At 64.3% G+C, this 23,519-nt stretch carries 23 protein-coding genes; 15 read left to right on the forward strand and 8 right to left on the reverse strand.

Annotated features, from left to right (window positions below):
- Positions 1–14 precede the first annotated feature (14 nt).
- Positions 15–854 (forward strand): pyrroline-5-carboxylate reductase, encoded by an 840-nt coding sequence (gene proC / locus NBW56_RS08315; protein WP_250258822.1) that lies wholly within the window; start codon positions 15–17, stop codon positions 852–854.
- Positions 855–896: 42 nt separating this feature from the next.
- Here proC and NBW56_RS08320 read toward each other — a convergent pair whose 3' ends face one another.
- Together NBW56_RS08320 and NBW56_RS08325 are read right to left on the reverse strand one after the other, a co-directional pair.
- Entirely contained in the window at positions 897–1,565 is a 669-nt protein-coding gene (locus NBW56_RS08320) for a potassium channel family protein (RefSeq protein ID WP_250258823.1), read from the reverse strand.
- Between the two features lie 19 nt (positions 1,566–1,584).
- Positions 1,585–2,991 (reverse strand): TrkH family potassium uptake protein, encoded by a 1,407-nt coding sequence (locus NBW56_RS08325; protein ID WP_250258824.1) that lies wholly within the window; start codon positions 2,989–2,991, stop codon positions 1,585–1,587.
- A 145-nt stretch (positions 2,992–3,136) separates the two neighbouring features.
- On the opposite strand from NBW56_RS08325, the gene NBW56_RS08330 reads away from it, so the two are divergent.
- From NBW56_RS08330 to NBW56_RS08340, 3 genes are all read left to right on the forward strand, one after another.
- Positions 3,137–4,918 carry a dynamin family protein gene (locus NBW56_RS08330; protein ID WP_250258825.1) on the forward strand — a complete coding sequence of 594 codons (1,782 nt, stop codon included), beginning with the start codon at positions 3,137–3,139 and terminating at the stop codon, positions 4,916–4,918.
- Positions 4,915–6,609 carry a GTPase family protein gene (locus NBW56_RS08335; RefSeq protein WP_250258826.1) on the forward strand — a complete coding sequence of 565 codons (1,695 nt, stop codon included), beginning with the start codon at positions 4,915–4,917 and terminating at the stop codon, positions 6,607–6,609. The genes NBW56_RS08330 and NBW56_RS08335 overlap by 4 nt, the downstream gene beginning before the upstream one ends.
- A 240-nt stretch (positions 6,610–6,849) precedes the next feature.
- On the forward strand, positions 6,850–6,948 hold the full coding sequence (locus tag NBW56_RS08340; RefSeq protein WP_005504750.1) for a 30S ribosomal protein bS22: 99 nt from the start codon (positions 6,850–6,852) through the stop codon (positions 6,946–6,948).
- Between the two features lie 269 nt (positions 6,949–7,217).
- Here the strand turns inward: NBW56_RS08340 and NBW56_RS08345 are convergent, their stop codons facing one another.
- Together NBW56_RS08345 and NBW56_RS08350 are read right to left on the reverse strand one after the other, a co-directional pair.
- Positions 7,218–7,553, reverse strand: coding sequence for a glutaredoxin family protein (locus tag NBW56_RS08345; protein ID WP_250258827.1), 336 nt, complete (start codon positions 7,551–7,553; stop codon positions 7,218–7,220).
- A 24-nt stretch (positions 7,554–7,577) separates the two neighbouring features.
- On the reverse strand, positions 7,578–8,120 hold the full coding sequence (locus NBW56_RS08350; protein ID WP_065247337.1) for a YceI family protein: 543 nt from the start codon (positions 8,118–8,120) through the stop codon (positions 7,578–7,580).
- 226 nt (positions 8,121–8,346) lie between these two features.
- Here NBW56_RS08350 and NBW56_RS08355 point away from each other — a divergent pair, with 226 nt between their 5' ends.
- The 9 genes from NBW56_RS08355 to NBW56_RS08395 all read left to right on the forward strand — a co-directional run bounded on the left by NBW56_RS08355 (position 8,347) and on the right by NBW56_RS08395 (position 16,506).
- A complete protein-coding gene (locus NBW56_RS08355) occupies positions 8,347–8,853 on the forward strand; it encodes a MarR family winged helix-turn-helix transcriptional regulator (protein ID WP_250258828.1) in 507 nt (168 codons plus the stop codon).
- 64 nt (positions 8,854–8,917) lie between these two features.
- A complete protein-coding gene (locus NBW56_RS08360; RefSeq protein ID WP_250258829.1) occupies positions 8,918–9,565 on the forward strand; it encodes a histidine phosphatase family protein in 648 nt (215 codons plus the stop codon).
- Positions 9,562–10,140, forward strand: coding sequence for a TlpA family protein disulfide reductase (locus tag NBW56_RS08365; protein ID WP_250258830.1), 579 nt, complete (start codon positions 9,562–9,564; stop codon positions 10,138–10,140). Before NBW56_RS08360 ends, NBW56_RS08365 begins: the two co-directional genes overlap by 4 nt.
- Before the next feature lie 5 nt (positions 10,141–10,145).
- Complete coding sequence (locus NBW56_RS08370) at positions 10,146–10,895, forward strand: cytochrome c biogenesis CcdA family protein (RefSeq protein WP_153246513.1); 750 nt, start codon at positions 10,146–10,148, stop codon at positions 10,893–10,895.
- Between the two features lie 32 nt (positions 10,896–10,927).
- Positions 10,928–12,556 (forward strand): cytochrome c biogenesis protein ResB, encoded by a 1,629-nt coding sequence (resB, locus tag NBW56_RS08375; RefSeq protein WP_250258831.1) that lies wholly within the window; start codon positions 10,928–10,930, stop codon positions 12,554–12,556.
- A 10-nt stretch (positions 12,557–12,566) separates the two neighbouring features.
- Complete coding sequence (ccsB, locus tag NBW56_RS08380; protein WP_250258832.1) at positions 12,567–13,613, forward strand: c-type cytochrome biogenesis protein CcsB; 1,047 nt, start codon at positions 12,567–12,569, stop codon at positions 13,611–13,613.
- Between the two features lie 51 nt (positions 13,614–13,664).
- The gene (locus NBW56_RS08385; protein ID WP_250258833.1) at positions 13,665–14,435 is read left to right on the forward strand and encodes a fructosamine kinase family protein; all 771 of its coding nucleotides are present in this window, start codon (positions 13,665–13,667) and stop codon (positions 14,433–14,435) included.
- A gap of 44 nt (positions 14,436–14,479) precedes the next feature.
- A complete protein-coding gene (locus NBW56_RS08390) occupies positions 14,480–15,274 on the forward strand; it encodes a nucleotidyltransferase family protein (protein WP_250258834.1) in 795 nt (264 codons plus the stop codon).
- Positions 15,271–16,506, forward strand: coding sequence for a GHMP family kinase ATP-binding protein (locus tag NBW56_RS08395; RefSeq protein ID WP_250258835.1), 1,236 nt, complete (start codon positions 15,271–15,273; stop codon positions 16,504–16,506). The genes NBW56_RS08390 and NBW56_RS08395 overlap by 4 nt, the downstream gene beginning before the upstream one ends.
- Here NBW56_RS08395 and NBW56_RS08400 read toward each other — a convergent pair.
- Positions 16,503–17,033 (reverse strand): PLD nuclease N-terminal domain-containing protein, encoded by a 531-nt coding sequence (locus tag NBW56_RS08400; protein ID WP_126847926.1) that lies wholly within the window; start codon positions 17,031–17,033, stop codon positions 16,503–16,505. The genes NBW56_RS08395 and NBW56_RS08400 overlap by 4 nt on opposite strands.
- 37 nt (positions 17,034–17,070) lie before the next feature.
- Between NBW56_RS08400 and NBW56_RS08405 the strand changes: the two genes are divergently transcribed.
- Positions 17,071–17,355, forward strand: coding sequence for a DUF4229 domain-containing protein (locus NBW56_RS08405; RefSeq protein WP_250258836.1), 285 nt, complete (start codon positions 17,071–17,073; stop codon positions 17,353–17,355).
- Positions 17,356–17,387: 32 nt separating this feature from the next.
- Here NBW56_RS08405 and NBW56_RS08410 read toward each other — a convergent pair whose 3' ends face one another.
- From NBW56_RS08410 to NBW56_RS08420, 3 genes are read right to left on the reverse strand one after another with little or no spacing between them, the layout of a single operon-like run.
- Positions 17,388–18,287 carry a 1,4-dihydroxy-2-naphthoate polyprenyltransferase gene (locus tag NBW56_RS08410; RefSeq protein WP_250258837.1) on the reverse strand — a complete coding sequence of 300 codons (900 nt, stop codon included), beginning with the start codon at positions 18,285–18,287 and terminating at the stop codon, positions 17,388–17,390.
- Positions 18,288–19,817 (reverse strand): AMP-binding protein, encoded by a 1,530-nt coding sequence (locus tag NBW56_RS08415; RefSeq protein ID WP_250258838.1) that lies wholly within the window; start codon positions 19,815–19,817, stop codon positions 18,288–18,290.
- A gap of 58 nt (positions 19,818–19,875) precedes the next feature.
- A complete protein-coding gene (locus NBW56_RS08420) occupies positions 19,876–20,856 on the reverse strand; it encodes a 1,4-dihydroxy-2-naphthoyl-CoA synthase (RefSeq protein WP_250258839.1) in 981 nt (326 codons plus the stop codon).
- Positions 20,857–21,036: 180 nt separating this feature from the next.
- On the opposite strand from NBW56_RS08420, the gene NBW56_RS08425 reads away from it, so the two are divergent.
- Entirely contained in the window at positions 21,037–23,499 is a 2,463-nt protein-coding gene (locus NBW56_RS08425; RefSeq protein WP_250258840.1) for a phosphoketolase family protein, read from the forward strand.
- Positions 23,500–23,519: the final 20 nt, after the last annotated feature.

A 23,519-nucleotide genomic window follows, 5' to 3' on the forward strand; every position in this document is an offset into this window, starting at 1 on the left:
GAGGCGGAAGCGCGATGGTGCATCTCAACGATCTCACAGTGACCGTGATCGGTGCGGGGAACATGGGCGGCGCCGTCGCGCGTGCCATCCGTAAGGCCGGCGTCGGCGCCGAGAGGCTCGTTCTTCTCAACTCGAGTGAGGAATCCACGGCGAAGGCTGCACGGGGGATTGGCGCTGCGAGTGCGTTTGAGAAATACGGTTCCGACGCCACCCTCGCGCGTGCCGTTGCCGAATCTCACGTCATTGTGCTCGGCTTCAAGCCCTACCACCTTCAGGCCATGGCACCGAAGATCGCCCCGCACGTGCAGGAGGGGGCGCTGATCGTGTCGCTTCTCGCGGGGGCAAGCCTCGATACGCTGAGCGAGGCGTTCCATGGTCATACGGCGCTCGTGCGCGCCATGCCGAATACGCCGATCGCCGTTGGCAAAGGCGTGGTGGGGCTCATGCCCGGCGAACGGACGAGCGAGAGTGAGCGTGAACTCGCCCGCGCCCTCTTCGCGCAGTCCGCGACCGTCGTCGAGATTCCCGAGCATCAGGTCCACGGCGTGATCGGCGCCGCGGGAAGTGCCCCCGCCTATTTCTTCCTCATCGCCGAAGCCATGATCGATGAGGCCGTCGCCCAAGGCTTCACCCGCGCCGTAGCGACTGACCTGGTCGTTGGCACCATGGTGGGCAGCGCAAGTGTGCTGCATGAAACAGGAGAGGCGCCCACGAGCGCTCGCTACGCCGTGACCTCGCCTGGAGGCGCGACGGCGCAGGCCATCGCCGCACTTGAAGAGGGCGGGATCCGTGCGCTCATGGCTCGCGGTATGAGAGTGGCCGCACAGATGTCGCGAAAAATGGAGGAGCGCTAAGGGCGCAGCAAGTGTCGGAACCCTCGCCCCGAAATCACCGCGCTACGGGCGGTTGGAGAAGCGTTCGATGAGCTCCGTGTGACCTGACACGATGAGGGTGTCATGCGAGGACACAACGGTGTCCGGCTCCGCGTAGGTGAAGTCGCGGCCGGGGGACTTCACGCCCACGACCGTCACGCCATACTTGGTGCGGATATCGGATTCGCCAAGGGAGAAGCCTTGGATTTCGCGCGGGGGGTGCATCTTCACGATCGCCCACCCGTCGTCGAACTCGATGTAGTCGAGAAGGCGGCCATTGACAAGGTGCGCGACCCGCTGGCCCGCGTCTTTTTCGGGGAACACCACGTGGTGTGCGCCGATGCGCTCGAGAATCTTGCCGTGGGCAACCGAGATGGCTTTCGCCCAGATGACGGGGCCCGCGAGGTCCACGAGATTCGCGGTAATCAGCACGCTCGCCTCGATTGACGTGCCCACGCCAACGACGGCGACATCGAAGTGAGAAGCCCCCACTTGGTTGAGCGCTTCGATATTCGTGGCGTCCGCTTCAACGACGTGAGTGAGCTTGCCCGAAAAGTCCTGGACGAGATCAGCGCGTTTATCGATCGCGAGCACATTCGTGCCGAGCGATTCAAGGTTGAGGGCCATGGACGCCCCAAAACGACCGAGGCCGATGATGAGGACGCTGCGGCCGAAGGAGCGGGAGTTTGCCATGTGTTCCAGACTACCGGACTTAGCCGACCACGGGCCGCTCTTCGGGCAGGTGAATGACCCTGCGGCGACTACGCAGAGCGAGAGCCGCGCCGAGGGTCATGGGGCCAATGCGACCCACGTACATGCACACGATGATGACGTACTTCGCGGCAAGGCTGAGATCACTCGTGATGCCCGTGGAGAGCCCAACAGTGCCGTACGCGCTAAGGACTTCGAACAGCACGCGGTCGAGTGGATAGTTGGTGAGGCGAAGCATGACCCAGGTGGCGATCGCGACGAAGAGCACGCTGATGACGAGCACGGCGATGGCTTGGCGGATGGTGTCGTAGGGGATGCTGCGGCTAAAGATTTCGATGTCGCGATCACCCCTCGCTTCCGCAACGATGGAGAGCACGAGCAGAGCGAACGTGGTGACCTTGATGCCGCCACCAGTGGATCCCGAGCCGCCGCCAATGAACATGAGAAGGTCCATGATCAGCCACGTGTCGGTGTTCATCGCGCCGATATCGAGGGTGGAGAAGCCGCCGGAGCGGGTCATGACGCTTGCGAAAGTGGAGGAGAGCACCTTTGTGCCGAAGCCGTGCCCGCCGAGGGTGGCGGGGTTGCCCCACTCGGAGAGGAGAATGGCGAATGAGCCGGCGACGAGGAGGATGCTCGAGGTCCAAATCGTCAACTTCGCATGGAGACTCCAGTGCTCGGGCGTGCGCCAATTTTGTACGAGCACGAGGATGACCGGGAAGCCGAGCGCGCCGACGAACACGGAGGTGGCGATGGGGATGGAAAACCACGGGTCACCGAGATAGCGTTCGATGCCGCCCACCTCGGGGATGAAGCCCGCGTTGTTGAACGCCGAGATTGCGTAGAACACGGAGTTGAAGAGGGCGTATTTGAGGGTCGCTTCGTGTCGCATGAGGAAGGGGACGAGGGCGATAAACGTCGCGACCTCGAAACCTGTTGACGTGAGCACGATTGTGCGAAGCACACCGCCAACTTCGCTCAGCTTCGCAGCTTTGGTTTCCCGTGCCGTCACGATGCGTTGGGCGAGACCCATGTGCCGCATCACACTGAGGCCGAGGAGTGAGGCGAGCGTGAGAACGCCGAGGCCGCCCACTTTGATCGCGGCCATGAGCACGACGAGACCAAAGGTCGACCAGTGGGTTTGCGTGGGTACGGTCACGAGGCCCGTCACGCACATGGCGCTCACGGCCGTGAAAAGTGCGTCGACGAAGCGGGTGCGCTGGCCTGAAACGCTCGAGATAGGTAGCTCAAGGATGAGCGTGAACAGCAAAATCATCGCCGTGAACACGAATAGTGCGAGGCGCGCGGGGGAGGTGCGGGCCGCTTCGCGTACGAGACGCGAAATGAAGGAAGCGACCGCGTTGAGGCGGCGCCGTGGTTTTTGGTGGGCAATGGTGGGTGCTCCCACGGGGCCTCCTTTCGACGCGGGCAGTACGGCCTCGTTCACTCTATTCCCTTTGGGCGGATCGGGGTATTTTGCATGGGGCCGGCTGCGGTTTTGGGGTCCGACGGCTGCCGCGCCTTGGGCGAGGCCAGTTCGGTAGTCTTATGTCATGAATGCACGTGTGGACTCCTCCCTTCTTTCGCCGATCACGCGGCATGCGCGCGAGGCGAGCCTGCCGTTTGAGATCGCGGGTGCAGCCGAGGCGCGCGAGAAGGCAGGGCATATTGCCCAGCAAGTTGAGGACCACCTCGCGCCGAGGATCGCCTCGCTCGAGGCGCCGTTGCTGGCTGTGGTGGGTGGCTCGACGGGTTCGGGAAAGTCCACTCTCGTGAACGCGCTCGTGGGGGAGAGCATCTCCCGAGCGGGGGCGCTGAGGCCCACCACGCGCCAGCCCGTACTCGTGCACAACCCGGCCGATAGGGAGTGGTTCGAGGGGGAGCGGATCCTGCCCTCGCTTCCGCGCGTGCATATGAGCGCCTCAAGCCCCGAGGCACGTGAGCGCGGGACGGGTTTTGGCACGGCGCTTCACCTCGTGGCGAGTGAGCGGGTTCCCCAGGGCGTTGCTCTTTTGGACGCGCCCGATATCGATTCGGTGAGCCGCGAAAACCGCGAGCTTGCCGGCCAGCTTTTGCGCGCCGCCGACCTGTGGATTTTTGTGACGACCGCCCACAGGTACGCCGATGCCGTTCCGTGGCTCGCGCTCGCGCAGGCGGCAGAGCGCGATGTCACGGTGGTCGTGGTCATGAACCGCATCCCGCACAAGGACGGCGTGGCAGAGGATCTCACCTCGCATTTGAGCGCGATGCTCGCCGAGCGCGGAGTCGTGACAGAGCGCCTGCTCGCCATACACGAACAGGAACTCGACGACGGGGAGCTCCTCGAGACAGAAGAGGTGCGAGAGCTCTCGGCGTGGCTCGGGGCTCTCGCGCGGGATAAGGAGGCGCGCTCGGCGATCGCGAGGCGCACGCTGCGCGGAGCGCTCGTCGCGACCGCGCAATCGCTCGATGAGCTTGCTGAAGCCGTGGGGGCACAAGAAGAAGAGCGGGACCGGCTCGCGGCTCTCGCACGCGCGGAGTTTGATGCGGCGAAGGATTCGATCGCGAGTCTCACGCGTGACGGTGCGCTCTTGCGCGGCGAGGTGCTCGCGCGCTGGCAGGATGTCGTGGGCACCGGGGAATTCTTCAAGGGGGTGCAGGGATGGATCTCGCGCACGCGTGATCGCCTCACGGCCGCGATCACGGGGCGCACGCGTCCAATCGTTGCAGCGGAGAACGCGATTGAAACGGGCCTTGTGACCGTGGTGATTGACCAGGTCGCCAACGCCCGTTCCCGCACCGTCCGCGCGTGGAATTCTCACGCCGCCGGGTCCTCCCTTCTTCAGTCGAGCCCTGGACTCGCGGTGACACTCATGCAGGTGCCCGAGGATTTCCACCGCACGGTCGAGGATCAGGTGCGGGCCTGGCAAAAGGATGTTCTCGAACTCGTTGAGGCCGAGGGCTCTGATCGTCGCACGCAAGCGCGTGTGCTGTCGCTCGGCGTGAATGTCGTGGGCATCGCTCTCATGGTCGTCGTCTTCGCGTCAACCGCCTTCATGCCCACGGGTCTTGAGGTGGGCGCGGGAACTGCAACGGCGCTCGTGGGGCAGAAACTTCTCGAGTCAATCTTTGGTGATGAGGCCGTGAGGCGCCTCGCGAAGAAGGCGCGCGGAATGCTGGATTCGCGCATTGCAAATGTGGTGGATGCACAAGCTACGGCGTTCGCCAAGGCTCTTGCCGCGCAGCCCATCACGACCCCCTCGAGTGACATGAGGGCGGATGCCGAGGCCATCCGTACCCTCATTGAGAGCCTTGGTGGTCTTTCCGCTCCGCGCGCACGAGGTGATCAGCGATGAGGGCTCGATCCGTTTCGAAGGCTCGCGGCCGCCTCGACGTTGCCGTCGACGCCCTCAATGACGCAATCGCGCAAGCGGAACCGCTGCTCACTGATGCCGAGCTTGCGAGCGCGCGGGCTGCGCGTCACCGGCTCACGGAGCGTCTCGAGCACTCGAGCGAACATACCGTCATCGGGCTTTTCGGCGCGACGGGCTCGGGAAAGTCCTCGCTCGTGAACGCCATCGTCGGCGCAGATATTGCGCGCGTCGCGCACAGACGCCCCACGACCTCGAGTGCGCTCGCGGTGCTCCCGGAGCCCACCGATGAGCGGGAAGGCGATTCCGCGTCCTCACTCCTGGACTGGCTTGAGATTCACGAGCGGCACACGGTGGGGCGCGGCTCGCTTCCGCAGGGTGCAATCCTCGTGGATCTTCCCGATTTCGATTCCGTGGAGAGCGCGAACCGCGAGATCGCGGAGCGTCTTGCGGGTACGGTCGACGTGCTCGTGTGGGTCACAGACCCTGAAAAATACGCTGATGCCGTTTTGCACACCGAGTTCATTCGTCGATTCGCGCGCCATGACGCCGTCACAATCGTGGTCGTCAATCAGGCCGACCGCCTCTCGAAAGCGGATGGTGCCGCCGTGCGCTCCTCAATGAAGGCGCTTCTCGATGAGGACGGTCTCGCAAAGACAGAGGTGTTCCTCGTGAGCGCACTCGAGGGTAGCGGGCTACCCAAGCTACGCTCCGAGATTGCTTCGGTTGTCGAGTCGAAGCGCGCGATCCTCGAGCGTCTTTTCGCAGATGCGCGCGCCGAAGGGCACGCCATTGCCGAGGCGACGGGCGTGAGCATCACGCGCAAGTCTGCCGAGATTCCCTCACTTCCGCGTGAGGTCCCCGATGCCGAGGTTGATCGCCTCGAGGAGGCGTGTGCCGCCGCAGCTCAGGTGGAGAAGATTTCCGAGGCTGTGGCGAAGAGTTACCGCACGCGCGCGGGTCGGCATACGGGCTGGCCGGCACTTCGCTGGATCGGAGCGTTCAAGGTGGACCCTCTTGAGCGAATGCGCATTGGGCGCGCGAGCAACAGTCACCGCACGGGAGATTCAGGCGAGGAGTTCGTGTCGCGTTCCTCCCTCTCGATCGATGCGCCTGGTGCCCGTGCGCGCATGAATCGTGCGGTTGAGGAGTGTGCACTGGCACTTGCAGGCGAGGCGCCACACCCATGGCCCGGCCGTCTCACCGCCGCCCTCGATGAGGAAAAAGAGAGCCTCCCCGACGAAGTCGATTACGCGCTCACCCACACGGATTTTCGAGGTGCCGAGAAGTCCTGGACGTGGCTTCCCCTCAATATCGTGCAGTGGCTCGCGTTCCTCACGGCGATCGCGGGGCTCGTGTGGTTGCTTGCGCTTGCGGGATTCGATTTCCTCCAGGTGCCCAAACCACCGATGCCAATGCTCGAAGGCTTGTGGGTGCCCGTGCCAGTGCCTACGGCCATGATCATCGCGGGGCTCGGGCTCGGGATTCTGCTGGGGGCATTGGCGGCGTTTCTCAATTCGCTCATCGCGGGCTCCCGCAAGCGTCGGGCTCGCCGCGCGCTGCGTTCCTCGATCCGCGAGGCGGCCGAACGAACTGTCGTGGCACGTGCCCAAAGCGAGCTTGACAGGGCCGCGCGCCTTGAGGCGGCTCTGGCCGCGCTTGTGGCATCGACGTGATTCAGCGAACCGTTGGGCCTCGGGGCACGGAACTCATGAGCCGAATGTGCGTGCGTGAGGCCTCTCACGCTTCGTCAATGACCTTTGAGCACGCCCGGGTGCAGCGCTAAAATAGTTCATTGTCTGTGTTTGTGGCCGCTGCCCCGCGAGGGTAGCCGCCCCGGCTGCGCTCGGCGCTCGCCGGCCACTGACACCTGGGCGGCGCCGCCGCCACCACGCACTGTAAGAAAAGAGGCAATCATGGGTTCCGTGATCAAGAAGCGTCGCAAGCGCATGTCGAAGAAGAAGCACCGCAAGCTTCTTCGTAAGACCCGCCACCAGCGCCGCAACAAGAAGTAAGGCGCGGCGGGCAAGAGCCCGCGCGTGTCAAAAACTGCCGTTCTCCATTCCGGAGGGCGGCAGTTTTTGCTTGTGCTCCGTCGCCTGATCTTGAGTTGCGCCACCTGCTTTGCTTTACCGCGCCCTCCCCGGCGGCAGCACCGTGGTGAAAAATCGACATCTGGCGGCCAAAAAGCTGCCCCAACGCCGTTTTTCACCACTTTCGTGTTTGAGGGGGGCTGCTTGAGGGGGCTGCTTTGGGAGGGGGCTGCTTGAGGGAGGGCGTAGCGCTAGCCGCGGCGGAGAAACCTCGTTGCCGCACCGAAGATCGGGTGCGGGCGCTTGAGGTCACGCGTGAGGGCGGCCATCAGGTCTTTTTCGTTGACGCGGTAGACCGCCACGACTTTGCCGTCAACGGCCACAACCGGGATCTCGATCGACCAGCGTCGCGCGAGCGCGTCGTTGTCGTCGATATTGACCCTCTCGACCTTCTCGCCGGTGGCGGTCGCGACACGCTCGACGATGAGCGCCGCTTCCTCGCAGAGGTGGCAACCGGGGCGTTCGAGGAGCACGATGCGAGCCCCCGAAGATGAGGAAAGGCCGGGGTCATGCGCGTTGTGGTTCATGACCCCAGCCTAAGAGATCGATGCTCAAGCCGCGGTGGGGGCGGTGAATTCGGCGTCGATCGTGATCTTCACGGTGTCGCCCACGAGCACGCCACCCGCTTCAAGCGCGGCGTTCCACGTGAGGCCGAACTCCTTGCGGGAGATCTCGGTCGTGCCCGAGAAACCTGCGCGATAGGTGCCGAACGGATCGGTCGCGGCGCCTTCGAACTCGACGTCGAGCTCGACATTCTTCGTGACGTCCTTGATCGTGAGGTCGCCCTTGAGAGTCTTACCGTCGAACGAGGTTGAGGTGAACGCCATGGCGGTGAACTGTTCCGCGTCGAAGAAGTCGGCGCTCTTGAGGTGCTGGTCGCGGTCCTCGTTGCCGGTTGTGAGCGAGGCGATCTGAATCTCGGCGCTAATGCGGGTGTCTTCGAGCGTCTCACCCACGATCATCTGGCCCGAAACCTCGTCAAACTGGCCGCGGGTTTTGGAAATGCCGGCGTGGCGAACGGTGAATGCGGCGGCGGTGTGGGAGGCATCAAGGGTCCAGGTTCCCTGCGTGAGGCCTTCGGGAAGTGCGGTCATGTGGTTCTCTCCTTTGGTTGGTAGAGCGGCGGTCCGACGGCCGCCACCCTAAAGTTGAAAACTAAACTATGGGAGCTGTGTGGCGAAGTCAAGCCCGCGACCGTGCTCGCGAGCGCCGCCTAGGGTGAGGCGGGAGACACCCTTGCGTGCACGAGCACCTCCACACGCGCATAATAGGAGGCGTTTTCATGCATTTTCCGAGAGCGTCGAGCGAAAGGGGTCGCAGGTGGCGAACGAGAACAACGGGCAGGAGGCCCCGTGGCTCGACCTCGACGAACAAAAGGCCTGGCGCACCTACCTCTTCACGACCACCCGCCTCAAAGACCGCCTCTCCCAGGCCCTTGAACAGAATCCGAGCATCGACCTCTCGCTCGCCGAGTACGAAATTCTCGTGCGCCTCAGCGAGAGCGAAAACGAAAGCGTGCGCATGTCGGAGCTTGCGCAACAGGTTGTGCACTCGCGCTCAAGACTCACCCACACGGTGGCACGTATGGAAAAGCGCGGCCTGGTCGCGCGTGAGCGTTCGGTTGCCGACGGTCGAGGGCGCGTTGCCGTTCTCACCACCGCGGGCCGTGAACTCTTGGAAAAGGCGGCGCCGATCCATGTGGCAAGCGTCCGTGAGCTTCTCCTGGACCGGCTGGGCAGGGAGGATTTCCTGGCGCTTGCCCGCATCCTCGATAAGCTCGTGAGTGATGAGGACCGCGAGTGCATCGAGTTTGCTGCCGGCGAGTGACGCGAGCCGATAGGCTGGAGCGTCAAGGCTTCATGACCACTCTTCCCACCACCGAGAGGGATTAATGACTGAGACGATCGTTCACCTGGTTCGGCATGGCGAGGTGCACAACCCGGGAAAGATCCTCTACGGGCGCTTGCCCGGCTACCGGCTTTCCGAGCGCGGTGAACAAATGGCGCGACTTACGGGCGAGGCGCTCGCCGAGCGCGACATCGTGAAGGTCGTCGCGTCCCCACTTCTTCGCGCTCAGCAAACGGCAAAGCCCATCGCTGAGTCCCACGGTCTCGAGATTGAGACGGATGGGCGCCTCACGGAGGCTCTCAACTACTTCGAAGGTCACCGGATCGGCCACGGCGAGGCGAGCTTCACGAATCCGAAGAACTGGAAGTATTTCCTCAACCCCTTCCGCCCGAGCTGGGGCGAGCGCTACCGCGATCAGGTCGACCGCGTGATGGCGTCGGTGCGCGATGCCCGCTATGCGGCCGAGGGGCACGAGGCCGCGCTCGTGCTGCACCAACTCCCGATCTGGCTCACGAGGCGCGCCGCCGAGCACAAGCCCATGCTGCACGATCCGCGCACGCGCGAATGCGCCCTCGCCTCCGTGACCTCCCTCGTGTTCCACGGGGAGCACCTCGACCACGTCGAATACTCCGAGCCGGCCGCCGAGCTTTACGACGGTGCCGTGGACGCGACGGGCGGGAAGCTCACATGAAACGAGCACATCTCACGCGCCGCGCGGTTCTCGCGCTTCCCCTCGGGGCTCTCGGTCTTGCCGGCTGCGCAAGCACCGACACCTCCGAGCGCTACGACACCGGCTACGTTGAAGGCTCAGGCGTGAGCACCGAAGTGTCGGTGGACAAGCGCGGCGATGCCTATGACTTCACTGGCGAGACGTTTGACGGCACGACCTTCACGCTGAGCGAGAAGCGCGGCACGCCAGTCGTACTCAACGTGTGGTACGCCTCGTGTGCGCCGTGCCGCAAGGAGGCGCCCGACCTCGTGAAGCTGCACGGAACCTACGCCCCCAAAGGCGTCGAATTCATCGGCATCAATGTGCGCGACGAAGCCGGCCCTGCCCAGGCCTTCGAAAAGAAGTTCTCAATTCCGTACCCGTCGATTCCCGATCGGGACGGCGCCATCCTCTATGCACTTCGAGGTCAGGTTTCCCCGAACGCCGTACCCTCGACCCTCGTGTTCGACAAGCAGGGTCGGGTCGCCGCCCGCATCTCCGGCCTCGCGGATCCCTCGATTCTGAGCGCCATGATCGATCGGGTTCTTGCCGAATGACCGAAATTCAGCACGTGTTCGCGAGCACCGTTCTCGATGGCTCGCTCCTCCTGGCCGCAGCGGTGAGTGCGCTCGCGGGCATTGTCGCGTTCCTCTCGCCGTGCGTATTTCCAGTTGTGCCCGGCTACCTCGCCTATGTTTCGGGCATCGCCGGGCAGCGTGAGGAATCGAATAACCGTACGGGGCGCCTCGCCCTCGGCGCCCTTCTTTTTGTGCTCGGTTTTACCGTGATCTTCATGGTGATGGGCGGCTTCGTGGGCGCTATCGGATACACGCTGAGCGCGCACGCGGCGTGGATCAACCGCATCGCGGGTGTTGTTGTGATCCTCATGGGCTTTTTGTTCATCGGGCTCTTCCCCCGCCTGAGCGGAGAGGTGCGGGTGAAAAAGCGCCCCGATGCAGGCCTGTGGGGAGCCCCGCTCATGGGGATCATCTTCGGTTTCGGGTGGACCCCGTGCATCGGCCCCACCTTCGCTGCTGTGAGCACCCTCGCCCTTGACGGTGGCAGCGCCACGCGCGGCGCCCTTCTCGCCCTCGCCTACTCGCTCGGGCTCGGCCTGCCGTTTCTCGCGTTCGCCCTTCTGTTCGACCGCGCGCTCACGTGGTCGGCGTGGTTGAAGAGGCACCGCCGATCGATCACCGTTCTCGGCGGGGCGCTGCTCATCATCATTGGCACGCTGCTCCTCACGGGCCAGTGGGGCGAGTGGATGGCTCAGCTGGCCACGTGGACCGGTTCGTTCACGACCGTCATATGACAGGCCCGGCACGCGAGAAAGGAGAAGCAGCGATGAAAGACCAGCAAGCGTTGGAAAACCCGGAGCCCGCGCACGAGCGCGCCTACGAAGGCGCGAGCGCTCCTACGATGCCCCGCCTCGGTGTGCGCGGCACGCTCCGCTTCCTGTGGCGCCAGCTCACGAGCATGAATACCGCGCTCGTGCTCTTGCTTTTGCTCGCGGTGGCGGCCGTTCCCGGCTCGCTCCTTCCGCAGCGCTCAGTGAACCCGGCGAAAACGGAGCAGTTTCTTGCCGACAACGGTTGGTGGGGCGAGCTACTCGACTGGGCTGGTTTCTTCGAGGTGTTTACCTCGCCGTGGTTCAGCGCGATCTACCTTCTGTTATTCATTTCCCTCGTGGGCTGCGTGGTTCCGCGCTGCGTGACCTACGCGCGCCAGGTCGTCGCGAAGCCGCCGCGCACGCCGCGCCGGCTGCAGCGGTTCACGGGATACACGCGCCGCCCGCTCGCGAATGAGGCGCCGAAGGACATCCAGCTCCGGGCCGCGAGGCATCTCAAGAAGGCTGGTTATCGGGTGCGGACCCTTGAGGAGGGCTCGGGCACTCTGAGCGTCAGCGCCGAACGCGGCTACCTTCGTGAAGCCGGCAACCTCGTGTTCCATCTTGCCCTTCTCGGCGTGCTTCTTGGCGTGGGGCTCGGGTATTTGACCTCGTACCGCGGCCAGATCACGGTCGTCGAGGGAGAGGGGTTCGCCAACTCGCTCACGAGCTACGACTCCTTCGAGCCTGGCGCGTGGTTTAACCCCGACGACCTCCCGGCTTTCCGCTTCACGCTCGACGAATTCCGCGCGGAATTCTCGACCGATTCCTCCAACCCGAAGTCCTTTGGCCTCCCCACGAAGTTCGAAGCGGACCTCACGGTCGATGCCCCAGGGCGCGAGACGTACAAGCAGCGCGTGCGCGTGAATGAGCCGCTCGAGGTCGATGGCGCGAGCGCGTTCCTCCTGGGCAACGGGTACGCCCCGATCATTACCGTGCGTGACCCAGAAGGGCACGTCGTTGCCGACGGCCCTGTGCGCACGGTCGCGAACGACAAGAACTACACCGGCCAACTCGTGCTCAAGATGCCCGATGCCTCCCCGAAACAGATGGCGCTCGTCGGGATTTTCGCGCCCACCGCGGTGATCGATGAGCGCGGCCCGCATTCGAGATATGCGGGTCTCGTGAACCCGAAGCTTTTCGTCACGGCGCACACGGGGGACCTGGGTCTGGATGAAGGGGTGCCCACGAACGCGTATCAGATCGACGTCTCCACGCTCGACCAGGTGACGGACTCGCGGGGAAAGCCCCTGCTCATGACACTCGCGCCGGGCGAGAAATTCGATCTTCCCGACGGCTCAAGTATCGAGTTTCGCGATATCAAGCGCTATGCTGCTTTTGACGTGAAGCACGACCCCTGGCAGGGGTTCACGCTCGTGATGGCACTTGTTTCGGCAGCCGGTCTTATGCTTTCGCTTTTCATCCCGCGCCGCCGCATGTGGGTGCGTGCCACCCCGGATGGCGAAGGCTCCGAGATTGAGGTCGCGGGACTCGCGCGAAGCGAAGATTTCGCCCTCGCCGACGACGTGACGCGCCTCGCTGATCGCCTCGCGCCTACACCAGCCTCCGCCGACTTACGAGAATGAGGACCGGAAAGTGAATCTCCAAGAGCTCGCCGCGGCATCGGATTTTTTCATTTTGCTCGCGATGGTCGTGTACATGATGGCCTTCGTCGCCTTCGCGGTCGACATCGCGAAAGCAGTGCGAGTGCGTTCGGATCTGCGCCTCGAAAAAAAGGTGCGCAAGCGTGAACTGGCAACCGTCGGCGCTCCCGCGGATCCCGACCCCGCGATCGCGGCTCCTTCCGTCGAGCCCGACCGCTCCGAAAACGCGAGCGACGATGCCGCTGTGCCAGAGAACGGGGGCGGCATGAACGCGCTCTCCTTCGCGCTCGGAGCCGCCGGCATTGCGACCGCCTTCCAACTGCTAGGCGTCGTAGCGCGCGGTGTGGCGACCCAACGCGTGCCGTGGGGCAACATGTACGAGTTCTCGATGACGGGCGCCGCGGTCATCATGGCGGTGTTCCTGCTGCTCACTTTGCGCGTGCGAGACATGCGCCGGCTCGGGCTCTTTGTGCTCACCCCCGTACTGTTCATCATGGTCATCGCGTACACGTCGTGGTACCTGCCAGCTGCGCAGCTCACTCCGAGCCTTCAGAACTCGCCGTGGCTTGTCATCCACGTGATCGTCGCGGTGCTTTCGATGTCGCTTTTCGCTATTTCCGTGGTTGTGGCAATTCTCCAGCTCTTCCAGCACTCGCGGGAAAGCCGGCTTGAAGCGGGGGAGAAGCCTCGCTTCGCGCTCCTTGATCGAATTCTCGACCACCTGCCTTCGGCGAAACGCCTCGAGCAGATCGCGTTCCAGACGACGGCCGTGGGCTTTGTGATGTGGACCTTCACGCTCATTTTCGGTGCGATCTGGGCGAATTACGCGTGGGGCCGCTACTGGAACTGGGATCCGAAGGAAACGTGGACGTTCATCATCTGGATCGTCTACGCCGCCTACCTCCACGCGCGCGCCACGGTGGGCTTTCGCGGAAAGGTCGCGGCCTACTTCTGCATCGCCGGCTTCGTGTGCGTGATCTTCAATTACACGATCGTGAACACGGTCATCAATAGCCTCCACTCGTACTCGGGTCTCTAAAGGATGGAGCGGCACCCGGAAGTTTTTCGCAAGAGAGGTTCGGCGCGCGCTGTGCAGTGGGAGCGTGCGGGGCTTGAGTGGCTCGCCTCAGCGTCCGCTCACGGCGGTGCTCGGGTGGTGGGGATCCTGGCCTCCGACGCCTCCCAGCTGTGCCTCGAGCAGATTTCGCCGGTCGCACCGAGTGCGCAATCGGCGCGGGAATTCGGTGCGGCCCTTGCCGTGACCCACAGTGCCGGCACCGGGCGCGAGAGCGAGGCGGGGCGCAGGAGCTTCGGGCTCGGCCCAATCGATGCCTCCGGTACCGCTTTTGAAGGCGATGGTTTCCAGGGGCCGGCGGGTGAGCAATTGCCGCTTCCGCTCGCGCGCGAAGGTGAGTTCACGTCATGGGGCGCGATGTTCGGGGATCTCCGGCTCGCCCCACTCGTGCGGGCTTCGGGAGATCTCTTCGACGCGGATGACCGTGCCCTCTTCGGCCGCCTTATAGCGCGGCTTCGCGACGGCGTATTCGATGATGATGACCCTCCTGCGCGCGTCCACGGAGACCTGTGGGCCGGCAACGTGCTTTTCGATGCTCACGGCGCCGTGCTGATCGACCCCACCGCCTATTCGGGGCACCGGCTCGATGATCTCGCCGCGCTCACCCTCTTCGGCGCGCCCCACCTCGCGCACATGTTCGAGGGGTACGAATCGGCGCACTCCCTCACGCAAGATTGGCGCGAGCTGATCCCGCTTCACTCACTGCACCTCGTGCTCTTGCACGCCACACTTTTCGGCGGCGGCTACGCCCGCGAGGCGCTCGGGATCGCCAGGCGTTACGTCTAAACTTGAAAATCGTTTCTGCACAATCGTCGGTTCGGAGGAACCTCGTGATCAACACCGCCGTGATCCTCGCCCGCGGCCTCGGTACACGCATGCGCGCCGAAGGCCAAAGCTCATCCCTGACCGCGGGCCAAGCCGCGGCCGCGAGCCTCGGCTACAAGGCGCTCATGCCGATCGGTGCGCATCGCCTCATCGACTATTCGCTGAGCGCTCTCGCCGATGCGGGAGTCACGAGGGCCGTGGTTGTCGTCGCGCCCGAGCATGAAGCGTTCGAAGCGCACGTGCGCGAACTCGCCCCCAGCCGCCTGCGCATCGAGTTTGCGGTCCAGGACGAGGCACTCGGCACGGCGAACGCCCTCGCGAGCGCCGAGAAGGCCGTGGGGGAGGAGCCGTTCCTCATGGTGAACGGCGATAACCTCTATCCGCTCGAAGCCCTCGAAGCGATGACGCACGTGTCGGGCAACGCGATTGCGGGCTTTGAGCGTTCCTCACTCGTCGCACAGAGCAACATTCCCGCAGAGCGCATCGCGGCATTCGCACTCATCCGGCACGCCGACAACCGCCTGATCGGCATGATTGAGAAACCGTCGGAAGCCGAACTGGCCGAGTACGGCGAGAGCGCACCCGTGTCCATGAACCTTTTTGCCTTCGAGCCGACCGTGTTCGAGGCATGCCGCACGATCAAGCCTTCGGCGCGTGGGGAGTACGAGATTGTTGATGCCGTTCTCGCGCTCGAGAACGTGCAGGTTGTGCCCGTTTCAGGGGGGGTGCTCGATCTTTCGCGCCGGGATGATATCGCCGATGTCGAAAGTCGCGTCGCGCACGTGAGCGTGCGCCTGTGAGGGGCTGGCGCGTTCCGGGCCGCATCGAAGTGCTCGGTAAACACACTGACTATGCGGGCGGCCAGGTGCTCGTGTCGGCGGTGGGGAGGGCCGTGACGGTGCGTGGGCAACAAAAGTCCGACGCCTCCTCGCCCTTCTCGATTCGCACGTCTTTGAACGGTGAACGAGCCGAGCTCGTGCCGCTTCGCGATCCGCGCTTGCCGAACGGGCACTGGGGGCATTACGTCCAAACCGTCCTCGACCGACTCACCACGAACTTCGGTCCTCTCGCTTCGGCTGAGTTGACGATCGAATCAGACCTGCCACCGGCCTCGGGCATGAGCAGCTCCTCGGCGGTGCTGACCGCCGTTGCCCTCACTCTCGCCGACCTCAACGATCTCCCGTCGCGTGAAGAGTGGCAAAGAACCATCGCGAACCGCGTGGATCTCGCGGGCTACGCCGCCTCGATTGAGAATGGCAAGCGCTTCAAGAACTTCGCAGGTCTCACGGGCGTGGGCACCTCGGGTGGCTCGCTCGATCACACGGGCATGCTCGCCACCACAGAGGGCTCCCTCAGCCACGTGGTATTTGATCCCCCAACGGTTCTTGGCACTGCCTCGCTTCCGGGCGACCTTACGTTCGTGGTCGCCGTGAGCGGGGTGCTCGCCGAGAAAACGGGCGCGGCGCGCGAGGCATACAACCGCGGGCCCGCCGCCCTCGGTGCTGTGCTTGAAGCGTGGAACGCGCACACGGGGCGCGAGGACTCATCGCTCCACCGAGTCGTGCGCGAACTTACCGGTGTCACCGATCCCGCACAGCCGGTGGAGCGATCCTCGCGCGAGCTCGACGCGCTTCGGCGTGTCGCACCGGAAGGGTATGCGAGCGCGAGGCTCGAGCAGTTCATTGAGGAATCCGAGGTGCTCGTGCCCGAAGCTGCCACCGCGCTCGGCAGCGGTGATCTCGAGGCGTTCTCGTCGATCGTTGCCCGCTCTCAGGATCTCGCTGAACGCAAGCTCGGCAATCAAATCTCCGAAACCATCGACCTCGCTCACTTTGCCCGCGCCCTCGGTGCGCGCGCCGCCTCCGCTTTCGGGGCAGGCTTCGGCGGCAGCGTGTGGGCGCTCGTTCCCCGAGGCGACGCCGAGGAATTCGCGAAGCAGTGGAAACGCGACTACGAGGCGAAATATCCGCTGCGCGAAGCGACTACGCTCGTATCGGATCCTGGTAGTCCTGCGGAACGCCTCGAGTTTTAGCGACGAGCGCCGTCGTCGTCGGGGCCTTCGAGATCGCCGGTGCGCTTATCTTCGGGGCGCTCATAGTCGCGAACGGTGTAGTCGCGCGGCCCCTTCCCGGGCGTAATCGAAGAATCGTCCCTCGGTGCGGGTGTGCGAGGCGGCGCCGGGCGTGGCCCGGTCGACGCCGTGGAGCTGCCGCCGCCGGCCCCCTCTCGCTTCTTGCGACGCATTTCGTCCTGAATCTGCTCGCGGCGGCGTGCACGATTCTCCTGATCGAGTTTCGCGAGGAAGGCCGGGTCATCGTCCGGAGCGATCGGTCGCTGCGGCCCGCGCGCGCGTGAATTTCGGGGCGAGCGCGGCTCGGAGCCGTTGCTCTTGCCCAAAAGAAGCCACAGGAACGAGCCGAGGAACGGAACGAATACGATCACGAGAATCCACCCGATTTTCGGAAGCACCTTCGCGCGCGACTCGGGGGTGTTCGCCACATCGGCGAGGGCGTATACCGTGAGGGCAACGTAGGCGAGGACCAGGATCAAGCGAGGCATGTCGGTCATTCTTTCATGACGGGGGATAATGGGGACAATGCGAAACTACGTGCTTTACTCGATCATCCGCCTTGCCCTCTTTGCGGGGGTGTGGGCGCTCCTGTACTTCCTCATGCCCGGCGTGCACTGGCTCTTCACCGGCATCCTGGCAGCCGTGATCGCGATGCTCATCTCGATCCTCGCACTCGGCAAGCTCCGCCAGGGCGTTGCGGCGAACCTCGAGCATTCGGTCGATGCACGCCGCGATAAGCGACGCGACCTGAAGACCGAAGCGGAGCTCGACGCCGAAGCGGAGGATTCCCTCCTCGACCGCGGCGAGTAGAGCATCAGCTGAGCCATCCGGCGCATCGCCCTCTAGAAAAGCATGGTGCTCAGTGCGAAGCCCGCGAGCATCAGAAGAGAAGCGACGAGCTCAAGCTTGCCGGTCGCCGCGAGCACGGGAATCAGGTCACGTCCCCCAGCACGCTGTTCAATCACGCGCCGCACCGGTGCCATCGCAAGGGGTAGTGCGAGGAACGTGAGCGCCACGAGTGGAGCGTGCGGAACCACGGGAATCAGCAAAAGGAACGGCACGAGGATCATCGCCGCATACAGCAGGCGCGTGGCACCGTCGCCGAGCCGAACAGCAAGTGTGCGCTTGCCGGAGACGCGGTCGGAGGGGATGTCGCGCAGGTTGTTCGTGAGCATCACCGCGCACGCCCATAGTCCGATGGCGCTCGCGACGAGCAGATCATTCAGTCCCGAGTGCCCCGAGAGCAGGTAGCTCGTGCCCATGACCGCGACGAGCCCGAAAAAGACAAACACCATGACCTCGCCGAGGCCCATGTAGCCGTAGGGATGTTTCCCTCCCGTGTAGAACCACGCGGCAAGAATGCACACGACGCCCACGAGAATCATCCACCAGGCACCCGCGAGAATCACGAGCACGAGGCCCGCGAGGCCGCCCACCCCAAACGATGTGAAAGCGGCGCGTTTCACCGCGCTCGGTTTCGCCGCTCCCGAACCGGTCAGCCGGAACGGGCCCACGCGGTCATCGTCGGTCCCGCGGATACCGTCGGAATAATCATTCGCGTAATTGACGCCCACCTGCAGAGCGAGCGCGAGCACGAGGGCGAGCAGAGCCCGCGGAATCGTCACGCCCGCCTGGAAGCCCGCGTGCATGAGCGAAAGGCCCGTGCCGGCGGCCACCGGGGCGATTGCCGCGGGAAGCGTACGTGGTCGCGCCCCCGAGATCCATTGCGCTGCGCTTGCCATCTACTCGTTCTCTTCCTCGCCGGGGCCGCCGAAGTCGAGCTCGTGGTGCCCGCCGTCGCTGAAGCGCGTCCCGAGGCTCTTCGCGTAGTCGAACGCCTCGATGTTCAAGAGCGCCTCTCGTGCGAGCTCTGCGGCGGCTTTTCGGTCGACCTTGCCGCTTTCGAGACGGGGGAGTGCGCCCGTCGTGAGAATCGCGCGAGGAATCTCATGGCGCGCGAAGCCCGCCTCCGTCAGGGCGGTCGCGACCGTGAGCTGCGTCTGGAGATCCGCCGTCCACGTTTGCGTCGGCATCGCACCTTCCACGCGAGGAACGGTCAGGGCGACTGCCTGCTCGCCCCATTCGTTCGACTCGACGGGAACGATGAGAGCGTCGCGGAACTCACCCGTATCCGCGAGGGTGCGTTCAAGGGCCTGCGGCACGATTTTGCGTCCGCCTGAGATGATCACGTCGTCGGCGCGACCGAGCACCGTGAGACGAGTGAGCCCAGTGGCCTCGTCGCGCGTGAGACGCGCGAGATCGCTCGTGCGCAAGAGCCGTGTTGCGGCGAGCTCTGGTGTGGAAAAGAAACGACGGCGCGTATCGGCATCGTTGCCGTCAACATTCGTGAACGCCCCCGTCTCATAGATGTAGCCGAGCGCGATCGATGGCCCGGTGATCATGAGCTGATCCTCATCGTTGACCTTGAGTTCGACCCCCTGGAGGGGGAGACCATTGTAGACGCAGCCACCGGCGGTCTCACTCGAGCCGTACGTCGTGACGATCCGCGCACCGAGCTTTCGCGCGCGATCGAGGAGCGCGGGCGCAGTCGCGGCGCCGCCCACGAGGATCGCCTCAAAACGGGAGAGGGCGCGCGCGAACTCGGCGTCTCCCGCTTCTGCCGCGCTCACGATTCGCTCAAGCTGCGTGGGAACGAAGGAAGTGTAAAGCGGCAGATCAGCGAGGGCCTCATCGCTGCAGACACGTGCGTCCCAGCGCTCCAATGCACCCGTCAGCACCGTCGCATCGAAATGGCTTGACAGGTCCACAAGAGGCGCGAGCGCGCCAGGAAGACCATCGTGATCGTCGAGTCCCAGAAGCGTGCTTGCCACGCCGGCCCGAGCGATGACCTGTATGCCCGCAATGTGCGTGGGCGGCAGAAATAGCATCCACGCGCCGTGTGAGCCAAACTCGTAGGCCGTCGCATGAATCGACGCCTTGAGGCTCTGCACTGAATGTGCGACCGACTTCGGCGTACCCGTCGAACCCGAGGTCGGCACGACGAGGGCGATCTCGCTCGGATCAGGCTCGCTTACGCCCGCGTTGGAGCGTGCGCACGTGCAGCCTGCACACGCACTTTCTCGCGGCTTGCCGCACTCGAGCGCACCGATGAGCTCCGGGCGCTTATGGGCGCCGAGCCACACGCGCGCGGTGCCCACGAGGGCCCCCCCAATCGCACGGGCATACTCCACTTGCGACGTGACGGTTCCGTCGAACGGGCCGGGCGCCAGCCACGGCAACGACTCGCACTCAGGTGCGCCTTGGGTGCTCACGCGGACTCCTTTCTGTCAAAGATCCTTTTCCGACGTTTGCCGGGCAAGCGTCGGAACCCTAACCCTGCGGGTGGGGAAAGGCCGACCAATCGGGATCGCGCTTTTCGAGGAACGCGTCGCGCCCTTCAACCGCTTCGTCGGTCATGTACGCGAGGCGTGTAGCTTCGCCCGCGAAAACCTGTTGGCCCATGAGGCCGTCGTCGGCGAGATTGAACGCGAACTTGAGCATGCGGATCGCCTGCGGGGACTTCGTGCCGATCACGCGTGCCATGCGCAGAGCCTCGTTTTCGAGTTCTTCGTGGGGCACGACGCGGTTGACGGCACCCCAGTTGTAGGCCTCCTCCGCCGAATACTCCTCGGCGAGGAAGAAGATTTCTCGCGCGCGCTTTTGCCCGACCTGTTTCGCGAGGTACGCGCTTCCGTAGCCGCCGTCGAAGCTGCCCACATTCGCATCGGTCTGCTTAAAGCGCGCATGCTCTCGGCTCGCGATCGAAAGGTCGGCAACGACGTGCAGAGAATGGCCACCGCCGGCGGCCCAGCCGTTGACCGCGGCGATCACGACCTTGCCCATTGTGCGAATGAGGCGCTGGACTTCGAGGATGTGGAGGCGGCCTGCGCTCTCCGGGCGGATCGATTCGGCCGTGTCACCGTCGGCATACCGATACCCGCTGCGCGAGCGGATCCGCTGATCCCCGCCCGAGCAAAACGCCCACACGCCGTCCTTCGGGGCGGGGCCGTTGCCCGTAAGAATGATGACGCCCACGCTCGGGTCGAGGCGTGCGTGATCGAGCGCGCGGTACAGCTCGTCGACCGTGTGCGGGCGAAAGGCATTGCGCACCTCGGGCCGGTCAAACGCGATACGTACGGCGTTGAGATCCCGGCACTGTTCCTCGCCGCGCTCATCGTGCGTGCGTTCAACCGCGCGGTGGTAGGTGATGTCCGTGAAGGGAGCGGAGCCGAGTTCCTCCTCGGTGATGTCGCGCCAACGATCGGGATCGAACGTCGCTGATACGGGAGAGGGGAGGGGTGCTGCTGTCATGTTTTCAAGCTTAAAGGTTCGTGTGAAAAGGACGCCGTCTCGGGTCTAGAACGGCCAAGGGGCCCGTCAAAAATGAGGCGTAGACTACATTGTGCAATCGGCATTGGCGCACGAGCGGCCCCTGCCGCCCTGCTCCTTGCCGCCCTTCTAGTGCAAGTCCCGAAAAGGGCAGGGAGAGACATGAGCTCCGCACACGAATGGCCGAACGAGCCATCCCATCCACTCACCGCTGAAGAAGCCCATCAACTCAATTCGTGGTGGCGCGCCGCAAACTACCTTTCGGTGGGCCAGATCTACCTCATGAACAATCCGCTCCTGCGCGAGCCACTCTCGCGCGATGACGTGAAACCGCGCCTGCTGGGCCATTGGGGAACGACCCCCGGACTGACGTTCCTGTATGCGCACGCCAACCGCGCGATTAAACAGCGCGGCCTCAACGCGTTCTACGTGACCGGACCGGGCCACGGCGGCCCCGGTCTCGTGGCCGCAAGCTACCTCGAAGGCACGTACACCGAGACCTACCCCGCGATCACGAAGGACGAGCGCGGTCTCAAGAAGCTGTTCACGCAGTTCTCCTTCCCGGGCGGCATCCCCTCGCACGTCGCCCCTGAAACCCCCGGTTCGATTCACGAGGGCGGCGAGCTCGGCTACGCCCTGTCGCACGCCTACGGCGCCGTTCTCGACAATCCCGACCAGATTGCGTTCACCGTCGTGGGCGACGGCGAAGCAGAGACCGGTCCGCTCGCGACGAGCTGGCACTCGAACAAGTTCCTCAACCCGAAGAACGATGGCGTTGTGCTCCCGATCCTTCACCTCAACGGGTACAAGATCGCGAACCCCACCGTTCTCGCACGCATTAGCGATGATGAGCTGCGGTCGCTCATGGTCGGCTACGGCCACACGCCATTCTTCTTCGAAGGGGGCTTCGACGACGAGCCGATCGAGGAAACCCACAAGCGTTTCGCTGCGGTGCTCGACGAGGCGCTCGACATGATCGCCGACATCAAGAAGCGTGCCGCCGAGGGCGACATCGAGCGCCCCCTGTGGCCGATGATCGTGTTCCGTACCCCGAAGGGCTGGACCGGACCGAAGGAAATCGACGGCAAGAAGACCGAGGGCTCGTGGCGCAGCCACCAGGTGCCGCTCGCGAGCGCACGCGACACCGACGAGCACTTGAACGACCTGCGCGAATGGCTCGAGTCGTACAACATCGACGAGCTCGTGAACGAGGATGGCGCCTTCATCGACGAGATCGTCGATGCGGCACCCGCGGGGGACAAGCGCATGAGCGCGAACCCCATCACCAACGGCGGCGAGGTCCTCCACGACCTCGTGCTCCCCGACTTCCGCGAGTACGGCGTCGACGTTCCCCACCACGGCGGCACGAACTCCGAAGCGACCCGCGTGCTCGGCACGTGGCTTCGCGACGTGGTGAAGAACAACATGCACAATTTCCGCGTGTTCGGCCCCGATGAAACCGCTTCGAACCGCCTCCAGGCGATCTACGAGGTTTCGGGAAAGCAGTGGAATGGCGAGTTCGAGGACCACGATGTGGCTGAGAATCTCGCGCAAGAAGGCCGCGTTATGGAGATGCTCTCCGAGCACCAGATGCAGGGCTGGCTCGAGGGCTACCTGCTCACGGGCCGCCACGGCCTGTTCTCGAGCTACGAGGCGTTCATTCACATCGTCGATTCGATGGTGAACCAGCACGCCAAGTGGCTCAAGGTCACGAATGAGATCGAATGGCGCCGCCCCATCGCTTCACTCAATTACCTTCTGAGTTCGCACGTGTGGCGTCAGGACCACAATGGCTTTAGCCACCAGGATCCGGGCTTCATCGACCACGTGGTGAACAAAAAGAGCGAAGTTGTGCGCGTGTACCTTCCGCCGGATGCGAACACGCTCCTGTCGACCTACGATCACTGCTTGCGTTCGCGCCAGTACATCAACGTGGTTGTGGCCGGTAAGCAGCCGAACCCGAATTGGCTCACGATGGACGAGGCGATCGTGCACTGCACGCGCGGCATCGGCATTTGGGAGTGGGCAGGCACCGAGGTTGACGGCGAAGGTGTTGACGTTGTGCTTGGCTGTGCCGGTGACATCCCGACGATCGAGACGCTCGCGGCCGCGAAGATCCTCCGCGAGGAGATCCCGGAGCTGCGCGTGCGCGTCGTGAACGTCGTGGACCTCATGCGCCTCCAGCACGAGCGCGAGCATCCGCACGGTCTTTCCGAAAAGGACTTCGACGGTCTCTTCGGCAAGGACATTCCGGTCGTGTTTGCGTACCACGGCTACCCCTGGCTCATCCACCGCCTCGCGTACCGTCACGACCCGAACGCGCGCATTCACGTGCGCGGGTACAAGGAAGAGGGCACGACAACCACGCCGTTCGACATGCTCATGCGCAACGACATCGACCGCTTCCACCTCGTGATGGACGTGATCGACCACGTCGATTCGCTCGGCACGCGCTACGCGGGCCTGCGCCAGCGCATGGCGGATGAGCGCATCCGCGCCCGCCAGTACGCGTTCACCCACGGCGCGGACATTCCGGAGGTCGCGAACTGGGTGTGGGACGATGAGCAGCACGATGCGGCGATCGCGAGCGAGGCCGTGAACGTGACGGGTGGCGACAACGAGTAGTCCCTCCCTCATCCCGTGGA

The sequence above is a fragment of the Dermabacter sp. Marseille-Q3180 genome (assembly GCF_940792985.1).
GTDB lineage: Bacteria > Actinomycetota > Actinomycetes > Actinomycetales > Dermabacteraceae > Dermabacter > Dermabacter vaginalis.